19 protein-coding genes are annotated in these 18,334 nt (G+C 70.0%); 7 read left to right on the forward strand and 12 right to left on the reverse strand.

Features of this window, described 5'->3' with window-relative positions; translation table 11 throughout:
* Positions 1 to 82 precede the first annotated feature (82 nt).
* The 4 genes from ACQEV8_RS08415 to ACQEV8_RS08430 all read right to left on the reverse strand — a co-directional run bounded on the left by ACQEV8_RS08415 (position 83) and on the right by ACQEV8_RS08430 (position 3,749).
* On the reverse strand, positions 83 to 901 hold the full coding sequence (locus ACQEV8_RS08415) for a MetQ/NlpA family ABC transporter substrate-binding protein (RefSeq protein WP_432958629.1): 819 nt from the start codon (positions 899 to 901) through the stop codon (positions 83 to 85).
* A gap of 81 nt (positions 902 to 982) precedes the next feature.
* The gene (locus tag ACQEV8_RS08420) at positions 983 to 1,690 is read right to left on the reverse strand and encodes a methionine ABC transporter permease (protein WP_432958631.1); all 708 of its coding nucleotides are present in this window, start codon (positions 1,688 to 1,690) and stop codon (positions 983 to 985) included.
* Complete coding sequence (locus ACQEV8_RS08425; protein WP_432958633.1) at positions 1,687 to 2,721, reverse strand: methionine ABC transporter ATP-binding protein; 1,035 nt, start codon at positions 2,719 to 2,721, stop codon at positions 1,687 to 1,689. The genes ACQEV8_RS08420 and ACQEV8_RS08425 overlap by 4 nt, the downstream gene beginning before the upstream one ends.
* Positions 2,722 to 3,098: 377 nt before the next feature.
* Complete coding sequence (locus ACQEV8_RS08430) at positions 3,099 to 3,749, reverse strand: HAD family hydrolase (protein ID WP_432958634.1); 651 nt, start codon at positions 3,747 to 3,749, stop codon at positions 3,099 to 3,101.
* A 69-nt stretch (positions 3,750 to 3,818) separates the two neighbouring features.
* Between ACQEV8_RS08430 and ACQEV8_RS08435 the strand changes: the two genes are divergently transcribed.
* Positions 3,819 to 4,178 (forward strand): hypothetical protein, encoded by a 360-nt coding sequence (locus ACQEV8_RS08435; RefSeq protein WP_432958636.1) that lies wholly within the window; start codon positions 3,819 to 3,821, stop codon positions 4,176 to 4,178.
* Positions 4,159 to 4,590: a hypothetical protein gene (locus tag ACQEV8_RS08440; protein WP_432958638.1), complete on the forward strand. Its 432-nt coding sequence runs from the start codon at positions 4,159 to 4,161 to the stop codon at positions 4,588 to 4,590. Before ACQEV8_RS08435 ends, ACQEV8_RS08440 begins: the two co-directional genes overlap by 20 nt.
* A gap of 67 nt (positions 4,591 to 4,657) precedes the next feature.
* Here the strand turns inward: ACQEV8_RS08440 and ACQEV8_RS08445 are convergent, their stop codons facing one another.
* From ACQEV8_RS08445 to ACQEV8_RS08455, 3 genes are all read right to left on the reverse strand, one after another.
* Positions 4,658 to 5,155 carry a GNAT family N-acetyltransferase gene (locus ACQEV8_RS08445; RefSeq protein ID WP_432972540.1) on the reverse strand — a complete coding sequence of 166 codons (498 nt, stop codon included), beginning with the start codon at positions 5,153 to 5,155 and terminating at the stop codon, positions 4,658 to 4,660.
* A gap of 57 nt (positions 5,156 to 5,212) precedes the next feature.
* A complete protein-coding gene (locus ACQEV8_RS08450; protein ID WP_432958640.1) occupies positions 5,213 to 5,707 on the reverse strand; it encodes an RNA polymerase sigma factor in 495 nt (164 codons plus the stop codon).
* 74 nt (positions 5,708 to 5,781) lie between these two features.
* Positions 5,782 to 6,954 carry a glycerophosphodiester phosphodiesterase gene (locus ACQEV8_RS08455; RefSeq protein WP_432958641.1) on the reverse strand — a complete coding sequence of 391 codons (1,173 nt, stop codon included), beginning with the start codon at positions 6,952 to 6,954 and terminating at the stop codon, positions 5,782 to 5,784.
* A 387-nt stretch (positions 6,955 to 7,341) separates the two neighbouring features.
* Between ACQEV8_RS08455 and ACQEV8_RS08460 the strand changes: the two genes are divergently transcribed.
* A complete protein-coding gene (locus ACQEV8_RS08460; protein ID WP_432958643.1) occupies positions 7,342 to 8,016 on the forward strand; it encodes a lysophospholipid acyltransferase family protein in 675 nt (224 codons plus the stop codon).
* Between the two features lie 168 nt (positions 8,017 to 8,184).
* On the opposite strand, the gene ACQEV8_RS08465 is transcribed toward ACQEV8_RS08460, so the two are convergent.
* The 5 genes from ACQEV8_RS08465 to ACQEV8_RS08485 all read right to left on the reverse strand — a co-directional run bounded on the left by ACQEV8_RS08465 (position 8,185) and on the right by ACQEV8_RS08485 (position 14,181).
* A complete protein-coding gene (locus ACQEV8_RS08465) occupies positions 8,185 to 9,720 on the reverse strand; it encodes an MFS transporter (RefSeq protein WP_432958645.1) in 1,536 nt (511 codons plus the stop codon).
* Positions 9,717 to 10,268: a TetR/AcrR family transcriptional regulator gene (locus ACQEV8_RS08470; RefSeq protein ID WP_432958647.1), complete on the reverse strand. Its 552-nt coding sequence runs from the start codon at positions 10,266 to 10,268 to the stop codon at positions 9,717 to 9,719. The genes ACQEV8_RS08465 and ACQEV8_RS08470 overlap by 4 nt, the downstream gene beginning before the upstream one ends.
* Positions 10,269 to 10,374: 106 nt before the next feature.
* Positions 10,375 to 11,346 carry an aldo/keto reductase gene (locus ACQEV8_RS08475; RefSeq protein WP_432958649.1) on the reverse strand — a complete coding sequence of 324 codons (972 nt, stop codon included), beginning with the start codon at positions 11,344 to 11,346 and terminating at the stop codon, positions 10,375 to 10,377.
* 138 nt (positions 11,347 to 11,484) lie between these two features.
* A complete protein-coding gene (gene argH, locus ACQEV8_RS08480; RefSeq protein WP_432958652.1) occupies positions 11,485 to 12,918 on the reverse strand; it encodes an argininosuccinate lyase in 1,434 nt (477 codons plus the stop codon).
* Positions 12,919 to 12,987: 69 nt separating this feature from the next.
* Positions 12,988 to 14,181 (reverse strand): argininosuccinate synthase, encoded by a 1,194-nt coding sequence (locus tag ACQEV8_RS08485; RefSeq protein WP_432958654.1) that lies wholly within the window; start codon positions 14,179 to 14,181, stop codon positions 12,988 to 12,990.
* Positions 14,182 to 14,409: 228 nt separating this feature from the next.
* Here ACQEV8_RS08485 and ACQEV8_RS08490 point away from each other — a divergent pair, with 228 nt between their 5' ends.
* The 4 genes from ACQEV8_RS08490 (at position 14,410) to ACQEV8_RS08505 (ending at position 18,322) form a co-directional block, all read left to right on the forward strand.
* Positions 14,410 to 15,351: a hypothetical protein gene (locus ACQEV8_RS08490; protein WP_432958656.1), complete on the forward strand. Its 942-nt coding sequence runs from the start codon at positions 14,410 to 14,412 to the stop codon at positions 15,349 to 15,351.
* Positions 15,352 to 15,513: 162 nt separating this feature from the next.
* Positions 15,514 to 16,101, forward strand: coding sequence for a pyridoxamine 5'-phosphate oxidase family protein (locus ACQEV8_RS08495; protein ID WP_432958658.1), 588 nt, complete (start codon positions 15,514 to 15,516; stop codon positions 16,099 to 16,101).
* A 3-nt stretch (positions 16,102 to 16,104) separates the two neighbouring features.
* On the forward strand, positions 16,105 to 16,803 hold the full coding sequence (locus ACQEV8_RS08500) for a L,D-transpeptidase family protein (protein ID WP_432958661.1): 699 nt from the start codon (positions 16,105 to 16,107) through the stop codon (positions 16,801 to 16,803).
* 136 nt (positions 16,804 to 16,939) lie between these two features.
* Positions 16,940 to 18,322, forward strand: coding sequence for a ferredoxin reductase family protein (locus ACQEV8_RS08505; RefSeq protein ID WP_432958664.1), 1,383 nt, complete (start codon positions 16,940 to 16,942; stop codon positions 18,320 to 18,322).
* Positions 18,323 to 18,334 lie beyond the last annotated feature (12 nt).

The following is an 18,334-nucleotide window of genomic DNA, read 5'->3' on the forward strand; positions in this document are numbered from 1 at the left end:
GCATGAAAGCACTGCTCCGCACCACGGGGTCCTCCCCACCGGGTGAGGGAGGACCCCGTGCTGAGCGGTGCCCGGCGGGGTCTCAGAAGGAGGCCAGCACGGCGCCGTCGTACTTGTCCTGAATGAACTTCTTCACCTCGGGCGAGGTGAGGAGCTTCGCGAGCTTCTTCACGCGCGGGTCCTTCTCCTCGCCCTTCTTCACGGCGAGGAAGTTGCCGTACGGGTTGTTCTTCGGGGACTCCAGGACGAGGGCGTCCTTCGCCGGCTCGAGGTCGGACTCGAGGGCGTAGTTGCCGTTGACGACGGCGGCGTCCACGTCGTCGAGGGAGCGCGGGGTCTGGGCCGCCTCCAGCTCCTTGAACTTGAGGTTCTTCGGGTTCTTGGTGATGTCCGAAGGAGTCGCCTCGTTGCCGACACCCGCCTTGAGCGTGATGAGCCCGTGCGCGGCGAGGAGCTTGAGGGCGCGGGCCTCGTTGACGGTGTCGTTGGGGACGGCGACGGTCGCACCGCTCTTCAGGGCGTCGGCCTTCTTGACCTTGTGGGAGTAAAGGCCGAGCGGTTCCAGGTGGACCGTGACGACGGGCACGATGTCGGTGCCGTTCTTCTTGTTGTAGTCGTCGAGGTACGGCTTGTTCTGGAAGTAGTTGGCGCCGACGGAGCCGTCCTGCGTCGCGGGGTTCTGCGTGGTGTAGTCCGTGAACTCCTTGACCTCCAGGTCGAGGCCCTCCTTCTTCGCCAGGTTGTCCTTGACGTAGTTCAGGATCTCGGCGTGCGGGGTGGGGCTGGCGGCGACGATCAGCGGTCCGTCGGAGCCGGAGTCGCCCGCGCCGCAGGCGCTGAGCCCGAGGGTGAGGGCTCCGGCGGCGAGGGCGGCGGCGGTGATCTTGGCGGTGTTACGCACGAAAAGTGCCTTTCCTTATGGCCTTGCGGGTGGTGCGGCCCCGTCGTGGGTGAACGGGGAGTTTGTGACGGAACGGGGAGTTCAGGAGGCGGCCTTCAGCAGCCGCAGCTTCGGGGCGGGGCCGGAGTGGGCGCCGCGGCGGTGCAGGGAGCGGGCCGCGTAGTCGCCGGCGAACTGGATGACCGAGATGACGACGGCGAGGATCGCGACGGTGATCCACATCAGCTGGGTCTCGAAGCGCTGGTAGCCGTAGCGGATGGCGATGTCCCCGAGACCGCCGGCGCCGACCGTGCCCGCCATGGCCGAGTAGCCGATGAGGGCGACGATCGTGGTGGTGGTGCTGGAGATCAGCGACGGCAGGGACTCCGGTACGAGGACCTTGCGGACGATGGTCCAGGTGTTGCCGCCCATGGACTGCACGGCCTCGACGAGCCCGTGGTCCACTTCGCGGACGGCCGTCTCGACCAGGCGCGCGAAGAACGGGATGGCGCCGACGGCGAGCGGCACGATGGCCGCCTCGACGCCGATGGTCGTCCCGGTGATGGAGCGGGTGAAGCCCATCAGCGCGACCATCAGGATGATGAACGGCAGGGAGCGGGCGATGTTCACGATCTGCCCGATGACCTTGTTGGCGGCGAGGTTCTGGAGCAGGCCTCCACGGTCGGTGAGGACCAGCAGGATCCCGAGCGGGAGTCCGCCGGCGACGGCGATGACCGTGGACCAGCCGACCATGTAGAGCGTGTCCCAACACGCCTGTTCCAGCAGTGGCTGCATCTCGGACCAGGTCACTTGGCACCCTCCTTCACCAGTTCGGACTCATGGCCCAGGACGTCGATCTGCAGGCCCCGCTCGCGCAGGAACCCGATCGGTACGACGTTGTCCTCGTAGCGGCCGGGCAGTTCGATGCGCATCCGGCCGACCTGGAGGCCGCCGACGGTGTCGATGGCGGCACCGAGGATCGATATGTCGATGTTGTAGGTACGGGCGAGCTGCGAGATGACGGGCTGGGTCGCGCTCTCGCCCTGGAAGGTGACGTCGACGACGGTGCGGTCGTCGCCGGAGGCCTCGCCGCCGAGCGGGAAGAGCGCGGCGGCCAGTTCGGAGCCGGGGGTCGCGAGCAGTTCACTGACCGTGCCCGACTCGATGACGCGGCCGTTCTCCATGAGCGCGGCGGAGTCGCAGACCGACTTCACGACGTCCATCTCGTGCGTGATGAGCAGGACGGTCAGGCCGAGCTGCCGGTTGAGGTCGCGCAGCAGCGCCAGGATGGACCGGGTCGTCTCCGGGTCGAGGGCGCTGGTGGCCTCGTCGGACAGCAGGACCTTGGGGTCGCCGGCCAGGGCGCGGGCGATGCCGACGCGCTGCTTCTGGCCGCCGGAGAGCTGCGCGGGGTAGGCGCCCGCCTTGTCGGCGAGGCCGACCAGGTCGAGCAGTTCCAGCGCCTTGCGGGAGCGTTCCCTGCCGGACTTCCCGAGGATCTCCAGCGGCAGTTCGACGTTGTCCTGGACGGTCCGGGAGGACAGCAGGTTGAAGTGCTGGAAGACCATGCCGATCCGGCTGCGTGCCTCCCGCAGTTCCCTTCCGGCGCGCGGGCCGCGGCCGGCCAGGGCGGTGAGGTCCTGTCCGGCGACGGTCACGGTGCCGGAGGTGGGGCGTTCCAGCAGGTTGACGCAGCGGATGAGCGAGGACTTGCCGGCGCCGGACTGGCCGATGACGCCGTACACCTCGCCTTCGCGGACGTGCAGGTCGACGCCGTCCAGGGCGGTGACCTCGCGGCCGCCTGAACGGTAGACCTTGGTCAGGTCCGTTGTGGTGATCACGTGGGTTTCCGTCACTGTCGAGTGCGCGGGCGTGGGTGTGCCCGGGCACAGAGGCATTCGTTCAGGGACGCGACACGGTTCTCGCTGAGGCGGGGAACCGGGGAGAACATGCGCGCGGGCGGCTTGGCTTCTCGCACCGCTCAGGGCGTGCGGACCTGCCGCTGTCTCGCTTCGGGGCGCGAGCTCAGGGGGTGGTGCGGGGGCCCTCTAGAAGGCGCACATTCGACACATACAACGAGCACCGGGCGTCATGGTCGCCTCGGTCGCGGGGATGCGGTCGCTCGTCGTGGTCATGTCGCCAGTAAAACACGCGTACGGTCCTGACGGTCACGCCGCTGTCCGGATGCTGGACAGCGGTGGACAGGGACGGGAACGCGTCAGCCGCGGAGGGAGATTTCCAGCCCCCGCTCGGCGACCAGTGCGGACAGGGCCGAGAGGTTCTCGACGACGAGGTCGGCGTCGAGCTCGTGGGCCTGGTGGGTTGTGGTCAACGCCACGGTGGTCATGCCGGCGGCGCGGCCGGCCGTCAGGCCCGCGGGGGCGTCCTCGAAGACGACGCAGTGGGCCGGCTCGACCTCGAGGGTGCGGGCGGCGAGCAAGTAGGGCTCGGGGTCGGGCTTACCGCGGGTGATGTCGTCGGCGGCGACGAGCGTCTTGGGGAGGATACCGACGGCGTCGAGCCGCGCCTCGGCCAGCCGCCGGGTGGCGGAGGTGACGACGGCCCAGCGCTCGGCGGGCAGGGAGTCCAGGAACGCCCGCGTCCCGGGCAGGAGGTGCACACCGCCGTTGGGCACGTCCTCCACCTCCAGGTCCTCGATCCGCGCGACGGCCCCCGGCACGATCTCGGCCGGCAACAGGTCGGCGGCTATCTCGGCGGCCGGCCGGCCGTGCAGCTCGACGCGCGCGAACTCCTCGGCCGTGATCCCGTACTCCGCGGCCCACCGCGTCCAGCAGCGGTCCACCGAGTCGAGGGAGGAGACCAGGGTTCCGTCGTTGTCGAACAGCAGGGCTTGGGCGTGGATCTTCATGCCCTCGACCCTACGGTGCGGGCCAGGGCCGGAAGCATCGGGCCTTTTCGGCCGTAATAAGGTCGCAGCATGCTTGCTGCTCTGACGCTGGTGACCGGCGTCGCCGCGCTGCTGCTCGCCGCCTGGTGCGGCTGGGCGGCCTACCGTGACCAGCCGACGAAGGACTGGCACTTCATCGGGATGGCCGTCGCCACCCTGCTGTCGCTGGTCCAGCTGGTGGTGGGGATCGTGCTGCTGGCGCAGGGCGAGAAGCCGGAGCAGGGCACGACGATCTTCGTGGCGTATCTGCTGGGGGCGTTCGCGTGCGTCCCGGCGGCGGGGTTCATGTCACTGGCCGAGCGCACCCGGTGGGGCTCGGTGACCGTTGCCGCCGGCGGTGTGGTGCTGGCGGTGCTGGAGGTGCGGCTCTATGACATCTGGGGAGGCTGAGGTGAGCCGGCAGCGGCTGATCAGCGGTCCGGGCACGCTGCTGGTGTGGCTGTACGGCGTGATGGTCGTCGGGGCGGTGTCGCGGTCGGTGTATCAGATCGCGACGGAGTTCGACCGGGCGCCGCTCGCGTATGCGCTGTCGGCGGTGGCCGGTGTGGTGTACGGGTTCATCACGTACTCGCTGGTGCGGGGTGGGGAGACTGCCCGGCGGGCGGCGCTGGTGTGTTGTGTCGCGGAGTTGGTGGGCGTGCTGACGGTGGGGACCTGGACGCTGGTCGAACCCTCGGCGTTTCCGGACGCGACCGTGTGGTCGGACTTCGGGATGGGGTATCTGTTCATCCCGGTGTTGTTGCCGTTGTCCGCTATTTACTGGCTGCGGGCTTCGCGTTCGCGAGATGGGGATGCCGCCTGAGGTGAACAGGCGGCCGCGGGCCAGATGTGGCTTGTCGCGCAGTTCCCCGCGCCCCTGAGGGCGGACCTCAAGCTGTCGCTGCGTAAGTACCGGCGGGCTTTTCGAGGACGATCATGGGGATGCCGTCCGCGCCCTGGGAGGTGCCTACGGTCTCGTAGCCGACCTTGCGGTAGAGGCGGAGATTGCCCTCGTTGCGGTGACCGGTGTGGAGGCGGAAGCGCTTGGCGCCGCGCTGGCCGGCGAGGGCCGATTCGGCCGCTCGGAGGAGGCGGGCTCCGATGCCGTGACCCTGGAGGCGCGGGTGGACGCAGAGCTTGCCGATCGCGGCGGCGCCGTCCTCGGTGACCGAGCCGCGGACCGAGCCGACGACCTCGTCGCCGAGCCGGGCCACGAAGACGCAGTCCCGGGCGACCTCCTCGCGGACCGAGTCGAGGGTTTGGACAAGCGGGTCGATGCGGTAGTTCCCGTACAGCGCCGCTTCCCGCTGGAAGCACAGGTACTGCAGCCTGAAGATCTGCTCCGCGTCCTGCTCGGTCGCCGCAGAGATGGTCACGCTCATGCCCATGTGCGCACGCCTCCCGCTCATCTGATCACCTGTCGTCCCCCACTCCTATCCCCGTCCTCAGTGGGCCGCAACCTCCGGCGCGAGCAATCTGCGCAGACATCCCAGGCATCTGGAACGTTCCGGGCCAAGACTCCCCTGTGACATACCCAACTCCCCTGCGATTTCCCGGTATGTCAGGTCCTGTGGGGAGAGCAGCGCCTCCATCAGCCGGGGGCAGCGGCCCGGGAGGCGGCGTACGGCCTCACGCAGGGCACGGCCGCGGGCGGCGGCGAGGGCGAGCTGCTCGGGGTCCCGGTCGCCGCCGTCGACGGGTTCACCGACGTACGGCCGTTCGAGGCGGCTCGTACGGCGAGTGCGGCGGGCTTCCGAACGGACGGCGCGGCGGAGCCACCCCTGGGGGTCGAGCGGCGGGTCGTCGGCGTCGAGGCGCTCCAGCAGGCGGAGCCAGACCGCTTGCTCCAGGTCACTCGGCTCGGTTCCCGTGGCATATGCCTCCGCGGAGGCCTCGGCGGTGAGCAGTGGGCTCAGGGCGGTGACCAGGTCGGGCGTCATATGCGGAGCGACGCGGCCGCCCGGGTGGCGGGTTGCCCGGGCGGCCGAAGCTCACTCGACCGGGTGGTGTGAGCTCAGCCGTTGACGAAGTCCTCGCGGGCCAGCACGCCCGTGTCGGGCTGGTCTGTGAAGACGCCGTCGATGCCGGTCGCGAAGTACGCCTTGTACGCGCCGAAGACGTCGCCGTAGGCGTCCGCGTCCGTGCCCTCGCGGAAGTTCGCGGGCAGGAAGGGGTTCTCGTTGCGCATGGTCCACGGGTGGAGGATCAGGCCCACCTTGTGCGCGTCCTGTACGAGCGTCGTCGGCTTGGTGAGATTGCCCTTGGCGTCGCGCGGGATGACCAGGTCGAGGGTCGGGCCGATGCCCTGCGCGTAGGAGGCGATCTCCCTGAGGCCGGCCGGCTTGACCAGGTCGGCGACGGTGCGCGGGTCGCCGGTCTCGACGAAGTCCCAGGGGCGGGTGTCCGCCGAGGACAGCAGGACGACCAGGGGGTTGTCGACGAGCTTGTTGAGGCGCTCGACGCTGGTCGGCTCGAAGGACTGGATGACGACCGGGGAGGTCCGCCGGTCCTTGCGGTACTTGCGCAGCACCTTGGCCACCCGCTCCTCCAGCGGCAGGCCCTGCTTGCGGAAGTAGGTGGGGTGCTTGAGCTCGGGATAGATCCAGACCTGCTTGCCGCGCTCGCGAGTCTGTTCGTCCTGCCACCTCAGGACCTCTTCGAAGGTGGGGATCTCCCAGCGGCCGTTGTAGAGGGTGTTGTGCGGGCGGTTGGCCGGGATGCGCTCGATCGCGCGCAGTGTCTTCAGCTCGGCGAGCGTGAAGTCCTCGGTGAACCAGCCCGTGGTGGAGACGCCGTCGAGGAGCTTGGCCTTCTTGCGGCCGGCGAACTCGGGGTGGTCGGCGACGTCCGTGGTGCCGCCGATCTCCGGCTCGTGCCGGCAGACCAGGTGCCCGTCCTTCGTCGGCACCAGGTCGCCCGCCTCGACGATGTCGGCGCCCAGGTCGAGGGCCAGCTGGTACGAGCCCAGGGTGTGCTCCGGGCGGTAGCCGCTGGCACCGCGGTGGCCGACGATCGTCGGCTTGGGCAGACTCCCCAGTCCGCCGTGTCCGCCGCCGTGCCGGGAGCCCTCCGCTCGCGCCGTGCCGGTCATGCCGAGCACCGCTCCGCCGGCAGTGAGCACCGCCGCGCCGAGCAGGGCCCGCCGTCCGGTCCCGCTCGTTTCTTCGTTCGACTCCTGCGTTCCCATGTGAGCGCCCTCCCTGCCGTCGACTCGTCAGTGCGGGCCGATCGTACGGGCGCGTACATGACGAGTGTGAGACCTCGGGCGGAACACGCGGGTGACTCCGGATGTCGTAGTGGCTGGTGGGGACGGTGAACTGACGATTCGTCGTATCCCGTTCGATTCGGTGCGGCGGTTCTGGGAACGCGTCCGGTGCCATCCGAGGCGATGTCCGTCACATCATGGCGGCCGGGTTACACACCGTCGACGACACGCCACCGCAGGTAAACACGCGTCAACAGTGCGTAAGGCCCTGGTTAAGTCGCCGTGCCCGATGTGCACGATCCCCGGGGCCACGAGTATCGTCCTCACCTGCACATACTCATACAGATTCCCTTGACACCGGAGGGTCCGTTGTCCCGCTTCGCGCTCATCAAGGCAGTGCTCGGCCCGGCCATGCGCCTGATGTTCCGCCCACAGGTGGAAGGTGCGGAGCACATTCCCGGCGACGGTCCGGTCATCCTGGCCGGCAACCACCTGACGTTCATCGACTCGATGATCCTGCCGCTGGTCTGCGACCGGCAGGTCTTCTTCATCGGCAAGGACGAATACGTGACCGGCAAGGGCCTCAAAGGCCGGCTGATGGCCTGGTTCTTCACCGGCGTCGGCATGATCCCGGTCGACCGCGACGGCGGCCGGGGCGGGGTCGCCGCGCTGATGACCGGGCGCCGGGTGCTGGAGGAGGGCCGGATGTTCGGCATCTACCCGGAGGGCACCCGGTCGCCCGACGGGCGGCTCTACCGGGGGCGTACCGGCATCGCCCGGCTCACCCTGATGACGGGGGCGCCGGTGGTGCCGTTCGCGATGATCGGCACGGACCGGCTGCAGCCGGGCGGGGCGGGTCTTCCCCGGCCGGGGAAGGTCACCGTGCGCTTCGGTGAGGCGATGGAGTTCTCCCGGTACGAGGGGATGGACCGGGACCGCTATGTGCTGCGGGCCGTGACGGACTCGGTGATGAGCGAGGTCATGCGGTTGTCCGGGCAGGAGTACGTGGACATGTACGCCAGCAAGGCGAAGGAAGCGGCATAGGTCTTCCGGGGCTCGGGAGGGCTCGGCTGCCGGGGGCGTTGGGCGGCTGCGAATTGTGGGGCTGGTCGCGCGGTTCCCCGCGCCCCTGAGGGCGTGACCTCCGAGGCGAGACCGTGTGCGGCCATGTGCCCATTCGCGCTGTTCCCCGCGTCCCTGAGGGCATGACCCTCACGCGTGTTCCGTTGTGCCGCCTTCCAGCTTCTGCCCTCGCAGCAGGAACCACGCCGCCACCGCCGCGGCCAGCAGGACCGCCGCGCCGACGCCCGCCGCGAGAGCCAGGCCGTCGACGAAGGACGTGCGGGCCGCGTCCAGCATCACCGCCGAGCTGTGTGCGGGCATGCTCGCGGCCGCTTCGACGGCGCCGCCGAGTGACTCGTGGGCCGCGGCCGGGGTGCCCGCCGGACCGGTGAAGTCTCGGTAGACACCGGTCACGATGGAGCCGAGCACGGCGATGCCGAGGGCCGCGCCGAGTTCGTACGCCGTCTCGGAGACGGCGGAGGCGGAGCCCGCCTGCTCCTTGGGCACGCTGGAGAGGATCACGTCGGCGGTCACGGTGAAGGAGAAACCGGCACCGACCCCGACGGCCAGCAGCGCGGTCCCGAGCAGCGGGTAGCCGGTGGACTGGTCGATCACCGTGAGCGCGGCCAGCGCGAGGCCGATCGCCGCGAGGCCCCCGGCGACGACGGCCCGCACCGAGAAACGCCGGGCCGCGCGCCCGGCTGCCAGACCGGCCACCACCGCGCCGATCGCTGCGGGCAGCTCGGCCAGGCCCGCCTCGAACGGGCGCCTGCCCTGGACGAGTTGCAGGTACTGGGAGAGGAAGAAGACCAGCCCGGACAGGCCGAGAATGGTCAGCAGGTCCGCCAGGACGGCCCCGCTGAAGCCGCGGTGGCGGAACAGCCGCATGTCCAGCAGCGGTGCGGGGAGCGTGAGCTGACGGCGTACGAACCCGTAGAGGGCGGCCGCGCCGAGCAGGCCGGCGGCCAGGGTGGCCCAGGCGAAGCCGTGGGTGGCGGCCTCCTTGATCGCGTAGACGACGCCGATCATGCCGACCAGCGACAGCAGGACGCTGACCAGGTCCCAGGGCCCGGCGTTCGCGGTCCGCGACTCGGGCAGCAGCTTGATGCCGACGAGGACCAGGACCGCCATCACGGGCAGGTTGATCAGGAAGACCGAGCCCCACCAGAAGTGCTCCAGCAGGAAGCCGCCGACGATCGGGCCCACGGCCGTACCCGCGGAGGCGGTGGCGCCCCAGATGCCGACGGCGAGACTGCGTTCGCGCGGGTCGTGGAAGAGATTGCGGATCAGCGCGAGCGTGGCCGGCATCAGGGTGGCGCCGGCGACGCCCAGCAGGGCCCGCGCGACGATCATCATCTCGGGGGTGGTGGCATAGGCGTTGAACACGGATATCGCGCCGAACGCCGTGGCACCGATCAGCAGGATCCGCTTGCGGCCGATGCGGTCGCCGAGGCTGCCCATGGAGACGAGCAGACCGGCGATGACGAACGAGTAGACGTCGCCGATCCACAGCAGCTGCGTGCCTGAGGGCTTCAGATCCTCGCTGATGTAGGGGGTCGCGAGACCGAGCACGGTCGCGTCGACGGCCACCAGCAGCACGGCGAGCACGAGGACGCCGAGCGCGAGCCAGCGGCCCGGGCGCTTCACCGCCTCGGTCGCTTCCGCCGCCTGCAAGGTGCTGGTCATGTTTCCTCTCTCCGTAGGGCGCCGCCGAGCAGCAGCTCGACGATCATGTGCTGGAAGTCCTTGGGGGCACCTTTGCCGCTGTGCACCATCCAGGCGCCGGAGGCCATCAGGCCGTAGAGCGCCTCGGTGAGCCAGGCAGGTGTGAGGTCGATACGGAACTCGCCGTCGAGCTGGCCGCGCCGGAACAGGGCGGAGATCCGGTCGTCGATCAGGGCCCAGCCCGCGTTCTGCTCCTCGCCCTCGAAGAGCTGGTTCTCGGTGTAGAGGAAGGCGAGCAGTCCGGCGGCGGGCTCGACGGCCCCGACGAGCCGGCGTACGGCATCGCTCGCCGTGCCCTCCTCGAGCCGGGCGGCGTCCAGCGCGGCCTCGCACTCCGCGATGCCCAGCGACTCCAGCGCGCGGACGAGGGCGTCACGCCCGGCGAAGTGGCGGTGCAGCGTGGCCCGGCTGATCCCGGCGGCCTTGGCGACCTCGTCCATGGTCGCGCTGGCTTTGCGGGTCAGCAGGGCCGCGGCGGTGCGCAGCACGTGATCAGGATCGACAGCCATGAGACGAGCATAGCCCATATGAGACATTGATGTCTCACACTGGGCGTGCTCGTCTCATGGCTGTCGGGTGCCGGTCGGCGGTTGTCGCTGTGAGGAGAGGTGAGACTCAGTGCCAGGGCAGCTGCCCGCGCCGCTCCCAGTACGTGTGCGGTTCCTCGACCAGCGTGGCGAGGCGGGTCAGCTGGTCGTCATCGAGGTCGACGACCGCGGCGTGCAGGTTCGAGGCGAGCTGGTTGGCGGTGGCGGCGCCGGAGAGGACCACACCGGCCCAGGGCTGTCGCAGGATCACGGCGAGAGCGACGGCGTCGCAGCCCAGGTCCGCTTCCTCGGCGACCTCCCTCAGCGCGTCCGGGGCGTGCGGCCCGGCAAGCCGGCCGTTGGCCATGCCCTCCTTGACGATCACGGTGAGCCCGGCGTCGTGCGCCTCGGCGAGGGCGGGCGCGGCGGAGGTCTCCAGGGCGTTGTACGTGGACTGGACGGTACGGAAGAGGGGTTCGCCGTCGACCGTCACGGCGAGGGCGGCGCGGATGGCGTCCGCCTGGGCCGGCCCGCTGGTGGAGAAGCCGATGGTGAGGCCCTGGGCGGCGGCCTCCGCGAGCTTCGCGTGCAGTTCCTTGTCGGTGAGGGCCGGGCTGTCCGGGGTCACCGAGTGGATCTGGTAGAGGTCGAGCCGGTCGCCGAGCAGGGCGTCGCTCTCCGCGCGCTGCCGTTCGTAGGCGGGCAGGGCGTGGTCCTTGACCTCGTGCCGGTCGGCGTCGGTGGACCAGTCGGCGGTGTAGGTGTAGCCCCACTTGCTGCCGACGACGATGTCGTCGAAGGCGGGCCTCGCCTTGAGCCAGTCGGCGAGGAACTCCTCAGAGCGGCCGTAGGAGCGGGCCGCGTCGAAGTAGCGGACGCCCTGGGCGTAGGCGGCGTCCAGGAGTTCGTGTGTGCGGTTGCGGAGCGTCTCTACGCTGCGGTCTTCTCCGAGGTCTTCGTCTCGGCCGAGGTTGATGTAGCCCGGGCGTCCGACGGCGGCGAGGCCGAGGCCGATGTGACAGGTGGGGGTGGTTGCTGTGGCCAGGCGGGCGAAGGGCATCGCGGGCTCCGTTCGGTCGGCTACGGCTTTCGACCAACGTAACCCCCGCGATGACCTTCGTCTGAGAGCTCGGGGCTTGTTGTGTGTTCGCGAGCGCGGGTTGCGGGGTGGCTTGTCGCGCGGTTCCCCGCGCCCCTTTCAGGCCTGCCGTCGTGCTGTTGCCCACTCGTGCTGGGCCGACACGTCCGCCTTCACCTCTGCCAGCTGGACGGCGACCGCGCTCGGAGCCGTGCCACCCCTGCCGTTCCGGGAGGCCAGGGCGCCGGGGACGTTGAGGACGGTGCGGACCTCGGGGGTCAGATGGGAGGAGATCTTGGCGAACTGGTCGTCCGTCAGCTCGTCCAGTTCCTTGTTCTCCGCCTCGGCGACCTTCACGCACTCGCCGGCGACCTCGTGGGCGACTCGGAACGGGACGCCCTGCTTGACCAGCCACTCGGCGATGTCCGTGGCGAGGGAGAAGCCGGCCGGGGCCAGTTCCTCCATGCGCTCGCGGTGGACCGTGAGGGTGGCCATCATGCCGGTGAAGGCCGGCAGCAGGATCTCCAGCTGGTCGATGGAGTCGAAGACCGGCTCCTTGTCCTCCTGGAGGTCGCGGTTGTACGCGAGGGGGAGGGCCTTGAGCGTGGCCAGCAGGCCCGTCAGGTTGCCGATCAGCCGGCCGGACTTGCCCCGGGCCAGCTCCGCGATGTCCGGGTTCTTCTTCTGCGGCATGATCGACGAGCCCGTGGAGAACGCGTCATGCAGGGTCACGAAGGAGAACTCCTTCGTGTTCCAGATGATGACCTCCTCGGCGATCCGGGAGAGGTTGACCCCGATCATCGCCGTGATGAAGGCGAACTCGGCGACGAAGTCCCGCGAGGCCGTGCCGTCGATGGAGTTGCCCGCGGAGCCGTGTTCAAAGCCGAGGTCCTTCGCCACCGCCTCGGGGTCCAGGCCCAGGGAGGAGCCCGCCAGGGCGCCCGAGCCGTAGGGCGACACGGCCGTGCGCGCGTCCCACTGGCGCAGCCGCTCCGCGTCCCGGGAGAGGGACTGGACATGAGCCAGGACGTGGTGCGCGAACAGGACCGGCTGGGCGTGCTGGAGGTGCGTGCGGCCGGGCATCGCCACGTCGGGGTGCGCCTCGGCGAGGCCGATCAGGGCGTCCTGAAGCTCGGCGATCAGGCCGCCGACGACCCGGGCGTGGTCGCGCAGGTACATCCGGAAGAGGGTGGCGACCTGGTCGTTGCGGGAGCGGCCCGCGCGCAGCTTGCCGCCGAGGTCGGGGCCGAGCCGCTCCAGCAGGCCGCGCTCCAGCGCGGTGTGCACGTCCTCGTCGGCGATGGTGCCGACGAAGGAGCCGTCGGCGACGTCCGCTTCGAGCCGGTCGAGGCCTTCGAGCATCCTCGTCAGCTCGTCGTCCGTGAGCAGCCCGGCCTTGTGCAGCACGCGCGCGTGGGCACGCGAACCCGCGATGTCGTACGGCGCGAGCCGCCAGTCGAAGTGGACGGACGCGGACAGCTTCGCCAGGGCCTCGGCGGGACCGTCGGCGAAACGGCCGCCCCAGAGCCGGACGTCACCGCTGTTGCTGCTCACTTGCGTTGCTCCTAGAGGGGTGTGGATGTGACGCAGACCTTTATATGCCCAGGCGGGGTCGCGATGCGCCTAGGCCAGATCGCGCTTCGCCGCGATCTTCGACGACAGGCTGTAGATGTCGATGAAGCCCTTGGCCGCGGACTGGTCGAAGGTGTCGCCCGTGTCGTAGGTCGCGAGGTTGAAGTCGTACAGCGACTGCTGAGAACGCCGGCCGGTGACGACCGCGCGGCCGCCGTGCAGGGTCATCCGGACGTCGCCGGTGACGTGCTGGTTCGCCTCGTCGACGAAGCCGTCCAACGCACGCTTGAGCGGGGAGAACCACTGGCCGTCGTAGACCAGCTCGCTCCAGCGCTGCTCGACGCCGCGCTTGTAGCGGGCGAGTTCACGCTCGACGGTGACGCTCTCCAGTTCCTGGTGGGCGGTGATCAGGGCGATCGCGCCCGGAGCCTCGTAGACCTCGCGCGACTTGATGCCGACGAGCCGGTCCTCGACCATGTCGATCCGGCCGATGCCCTGGGCGCCGGCGCGCTCGTTGAGCTGCTGGATCGCCTGGAGGACGGTGACGGGCCTGCCGTCGATCGCCACCGGGACGCCCTCCTTGAAGGAGACGACCACCTCGTCCGGCTCGCGGGTGAGAGCCGGGTTCTCGGTGTACTCGTAGATGTCCTCGATCGGCGCGTTCCAGATGTCCTCGAGGAAGCCGGTCTCGATGGCGCGGCCGAAGACGTTCTGGTCGATGGAGTACGGCGACTTCTTGGAGGTCGCGATCGGCAGGCCCTTGGCCTCGCAGAAGGCGATGGCCTTGTCCCGGGTCATGGCGTAGTCGCGGACCGGGGCGATGCACTTCAGGCCGGGGGCGAGGGCGACGATGCCGGCCTCGAAGCGGACCTGGTCGTTGCCCTTGCCGGTGCAGCCGTGGGCGACCGTGGTGGCGCCGTGCTTCTGTGCGGCGGCGACCAGGTGCTTGACGATCGTCGGCCGGGACAGGGCGGAGACCAGCGGGTAGCGGTCCATGTAGAGGGCGTTGGCCTTGATCGCCGGGAGGCAGTACTCCTCGGCGAACTCGTCCCTGGCGTCCGCCACCTCGGCCTCGACGGCACCGCAGGCGAGCGCCCGCTTGCGGATGACGTCCAGGTCCTCGCCGCCCTGGCCGACGTCGACCGCGACCGCGATGACCTCGGCGCCCGTCTCCTCGGCGATCCAGCCGATGGCTACGGAGGTGTCAAGACCGCCTGAGTAGGCGAGTACGACGCGCTCGGTCACGGGTTCTTCTCCTCCGTACTGCAATCACTGTCATGCATGAGTATGCAGAGCACTGCATGATTCGTCAATCCAACTCGGAACAGGGGGCGGTTTTTGGTCAGGCCGAGAAGAATTTGAAGATCCTTTGAACGCGGGAAACCGCTTACTCGTACCTCTCGCCGAACGCAGGCGCCGCGTTTCAGCACACCGAGGACACCCCCGTCCCCCGACCCCTAGTGAGGCATCCGCATGTCCAGGGCTCTTCCGAAGTACAACAAGCGTCGCGTCGCGTTCATCGGCGGCGCCGCCGCGGTGGCACTGTCCGGCACGGTGATCGCCGGCTTCGCCCTCGCCGGGGAGGAGACGCCCGCGAGCGGCGGGACGAACGCCCGGACGCTGGCGGGCCCCGGCACCATCTCGTGCCCGGACGTCACCGGGCAGCTGCCCGCGGTGCCCGCTTCGGCGAAGGCGGAGGTCGACAGCAACCTCGCCCAGCTGAACACCCAGATCCAGGAGGCGAACAAGCGCATCGTCGACACGGTCGGCCAGGGCGGACCCAACTTCGTCCAGAACGCCATCCTCGGCCCCCTGGAGGACAAGCGCGTCGCCGCCCTCAACCGCATCGAGACCGCCATCGGCCGCGCCGCCGAGAAGCCCGAAGGCCTTGAGGCCTTCGCCGCCTGCCAGCTCAACGCCGAGGGCGGCGCCGGGGCGGGCGAAGCGGCGGGAGGCGAGGCGGGCGCCGGTGAGGAGGCCGGTGCCGAGGCAGGGGCGGGTGCCGAGGCCGGAGCGGAAGCGGGCGCCGAGGCCGGTGCCGAAGCGGGTGCGGGTGCCGAGGCCGGTGCGGGTGCCGGAGAGGACGCGGGTGCGGGCGCGGGCGAGGCGGGCAACGCCGGTGCCGGTGCCATCAGCTGCCCGGACGTCACGGGCGAGCTGCCCGCGATCCCCGCCTCGGCCCAGGCGGAGGTCGACCGCAACCTGGCGCAGCTGGACACCCAGATCGCGGAGGCGAACAAGCGCCTCGTCGACACGGTCGGCCAGGGCGGACCCAACTTCGTCCAGAACGCCATCCTCGGCCCCCTGGAGGACAAGCGCGTCGCCGCCCTCAACCGCATCGAGACCGCCATCGGCCGCGCCGCCGAGAAGCCCGAAGGCCTTGAGGCCTTCGCCGCCTGCCAGCTCAACCAGTGAGGTGACAGGCGCCGTGGCCGCCCCGAGTGAGCGCCGGCCGGGGCGGCCACGGGCAGGCGTCCGACTCGGGCTCCGGCAGAGGTGACCGGATCCCGTGACCCCTTTGACGGTCGCCCATAAATCCTTAGACAGTCAAAGGACCTGCGCCCATAATCGTTTGACATGGGAAAGACTCATGAGCGCATAGAAGGCCGGCTCCGCTCGTTCATCGAGGCGCAGCCGGTCTTCTTCACCGCCACCGCTCCCCTGTCCGCCGACGGCACGGTCAACCTCTCCCCCAAGGGCCTCAAGGGCTCCTTCGTGGTGCTCGACGAGCTCACCGTGGCCTACCTCGACTTCGCCGGTTCCAACGCCGAGACCATCGCCCATCTGCGGGAGAACGGGCGGATCACCCTGATGTGGTGCGCCTTCCAGGGCCCGCCGAACATCGTCCGCGTGCACGGACGGGGCGAGCCGGTCTTCCGCGACGACCCGCGCTTCGGGGAACTCCTCGCCCGCTTCCCGGACATCGACCCGACCCGGCACGGCCTGCGCGCGATCATCGTCGTGACGGCCGAACTCGTCCGCGACACCTGCGGCTACGCCGTGCCCTTCATGGAGTACGAGGCGGAGCGCGATCTGCACGGCAAGCGCTTCGCGCGCGAGGACGACGCCTCGCTCGACGCCTACTTCACCAAGAAGGAGCACATCGCGACCAGCCTGGACGGACTACCCGGGCTGCCGTTGCCGCTGCCTCCCTCTACGGTCTGAGACATGCGCCCAGGTGCCGCCGTCCTCGCCGTCTCCTCCCTGCTTGTGCTCGGCGTCGGGCCGCCCCTCCGGGCGGCGCCCCTGCCGGACCGGATGGCGTACACCGGCGGCGGCACCCAGCTGATCACCGCGGTGGCCCCGGAGCCGGCCTCCACCACGGGCACGGTCACCTGGTGGGACCGCGAGGACGGGCGGTGGGTGAAGGCCGGCTCCGCACCCGCGCGCTTCGGAGCGAACGGGCTCGTCGAGGGCGCTGTCCGCAAGCAGGGAACGGACACGACACCCACGGGCCTGTACGGACTGCCGTACGCCTTCGGCATCAAGGCGGCACCACGCGGGACGGCGTACACCTACCGCCGGGTGCACCGGGACTCCTGGTGGTGCCAGGACAATGACTCCCGCTCCTACAACCGCTGGACGGAGCCCCGCGCGGCCGACTGCCGGGCCGCCGAGTCCGAGCAGCTCATCACCTACCGGGCGCAGTACGCGCACGCGCTCGTCATCGACTTCAACTACGAGCGTCCCGTCCGGGGGCGCGGCGCGGGCATCTTCCTGCATGTCGACGGGCGGGGAGCGACTGCCGGCTGCGTCTCCGTGCCGAAGGACGCGATGCGGCGGATCCTCACCTGGGCCGACCCGGCGAAGCGCCCCCACATCGCCGTCGGGACGAAGAGCGGGACCACCGCCGTCACGCGCTACTGAAACAACGACACCACGCGGGCACGCGGGCGTATTACCGCCGGTCACTCCTGTCCGCACATGACGCGGTACGCGGCTGAACACTCCCGTGTTCCGGCACGTATCTGTGGGCCAAGGGTCAAGTCCCCACGGAGGAACCGTGACCACCACGCTCGCAGGCGGCCGTGCCGCCCGTCGCCAGACGATGCGCCGCATCCGCCCGCGCCGCTCCCCGGCCGTCCCGCTGCTGATCGCCCTGTGGGCGGGAGCGGCGGCCGTGCTGTGGCTGTGGTGGGACAACACTCCGTCCCTCGCGGACAACGCGAGCAAGATCCTGGCCGCGGGCCGGATCACCGGCCTGCTCGCCGGCTACCTCATGGCGCTGGTGGTGCTCCAGATGGCCCGGGTGCCCGCGCTGGAGCGCCGGGTTGGCACCGACCGGGTCGCGCGCTGGCACGCCATGACCGGCCGCTACACGCTCTGTCTGGTCCTCGCCCATGTCTTCCTCACCATGTGGGGCTACGCCATGCAGGCGGGCAAGGGACTCGGCGACATCGTCCAGCAGACGACCGACTCCATCAACCAGCTGCCGGACATGGGCAAGGCCGCCATCGGCACGGGTCTGCTGTTCGTCATCGGGATCCTCTCGATCGGCGGGGTGCGCCGACTGATCGGGTACGACACCTGGTACCACGTGCACCTGCTCACCTACGCGTCGGTGTACATGACGTTCTGGCACCAGATCACGACCGGCAACGAGTTCGCCGTCGAGCCGGCCGCGAAGACCTTCTGGTACGGGCTCTACGGCGTGGTGACGGCGCTGGTGCTGTGGTACCGGATCATCACCCCGATCCGCCTGAACCTGCGGCACCGCATGCGGGTCGAGGCGGTCATCGAGGAGACCCCGGGGATCGTGTCCGTGCTGATCGGCGGGCGCAAGCTGCACCGGATGGGCGCGGAGGCCGGGCACTTCTTCCGCTGGCGGTTCAAGGCGCCCGGCATGCGCTTCAGTTCGCACCCGTACTCCCTGTCGGCGGCGCCCCGCCCGGACATGCTGCGGATCACCGTCAAGGCGATCGGCGACCACACCTCCCGGCTGCGCGAGCTCCAGCCCGGCACCAAGGTGTGGGCCGAGGGCCCGTACGGCGCGATGACCGCGCAGCGCCGCAGCCGCGGCAAGGTACTGCTCGTCGCGGGCGGTGTCGGCATCACCCCGATGCGGGCGCTGTTCGAGACGCTGCCGGGCGGGTCCGGCGACATCACCCTTCTCTACCGGGCCAACACCACCCAGGACCTGGCGCTGTGGGGCGAGCTGGCCAAGATCGCCGATGAGCGCGGCGCGCGGCTGATGTACGCGGTCAACAGCCCCGACGGGGAACGCCCCGACATCTCCGCGGAGTCCCTCCAGCGGAAGATCCCCGACGTCGACGACCACGACGTCTTCATGTGCGGGCCGCCCGGCTTCGCGCAGTCGGTCTACGAAGCACTGCGCGGTGCGGGAGTCCCCGCCCGCCGTATCCATCACGAGTCGTTCGAGATGTGAGCGACGGGACAT

The sequence above is a fragment of the Streptomyces sp. CA-179760 genome (assembly GCF_050937045.1).
Classification (GTDB): domain Bacteria; phylum Actinomycetota; class Actinomycetes; order Streptomycetales; family Streptomycetaceae; genus Streptomyces.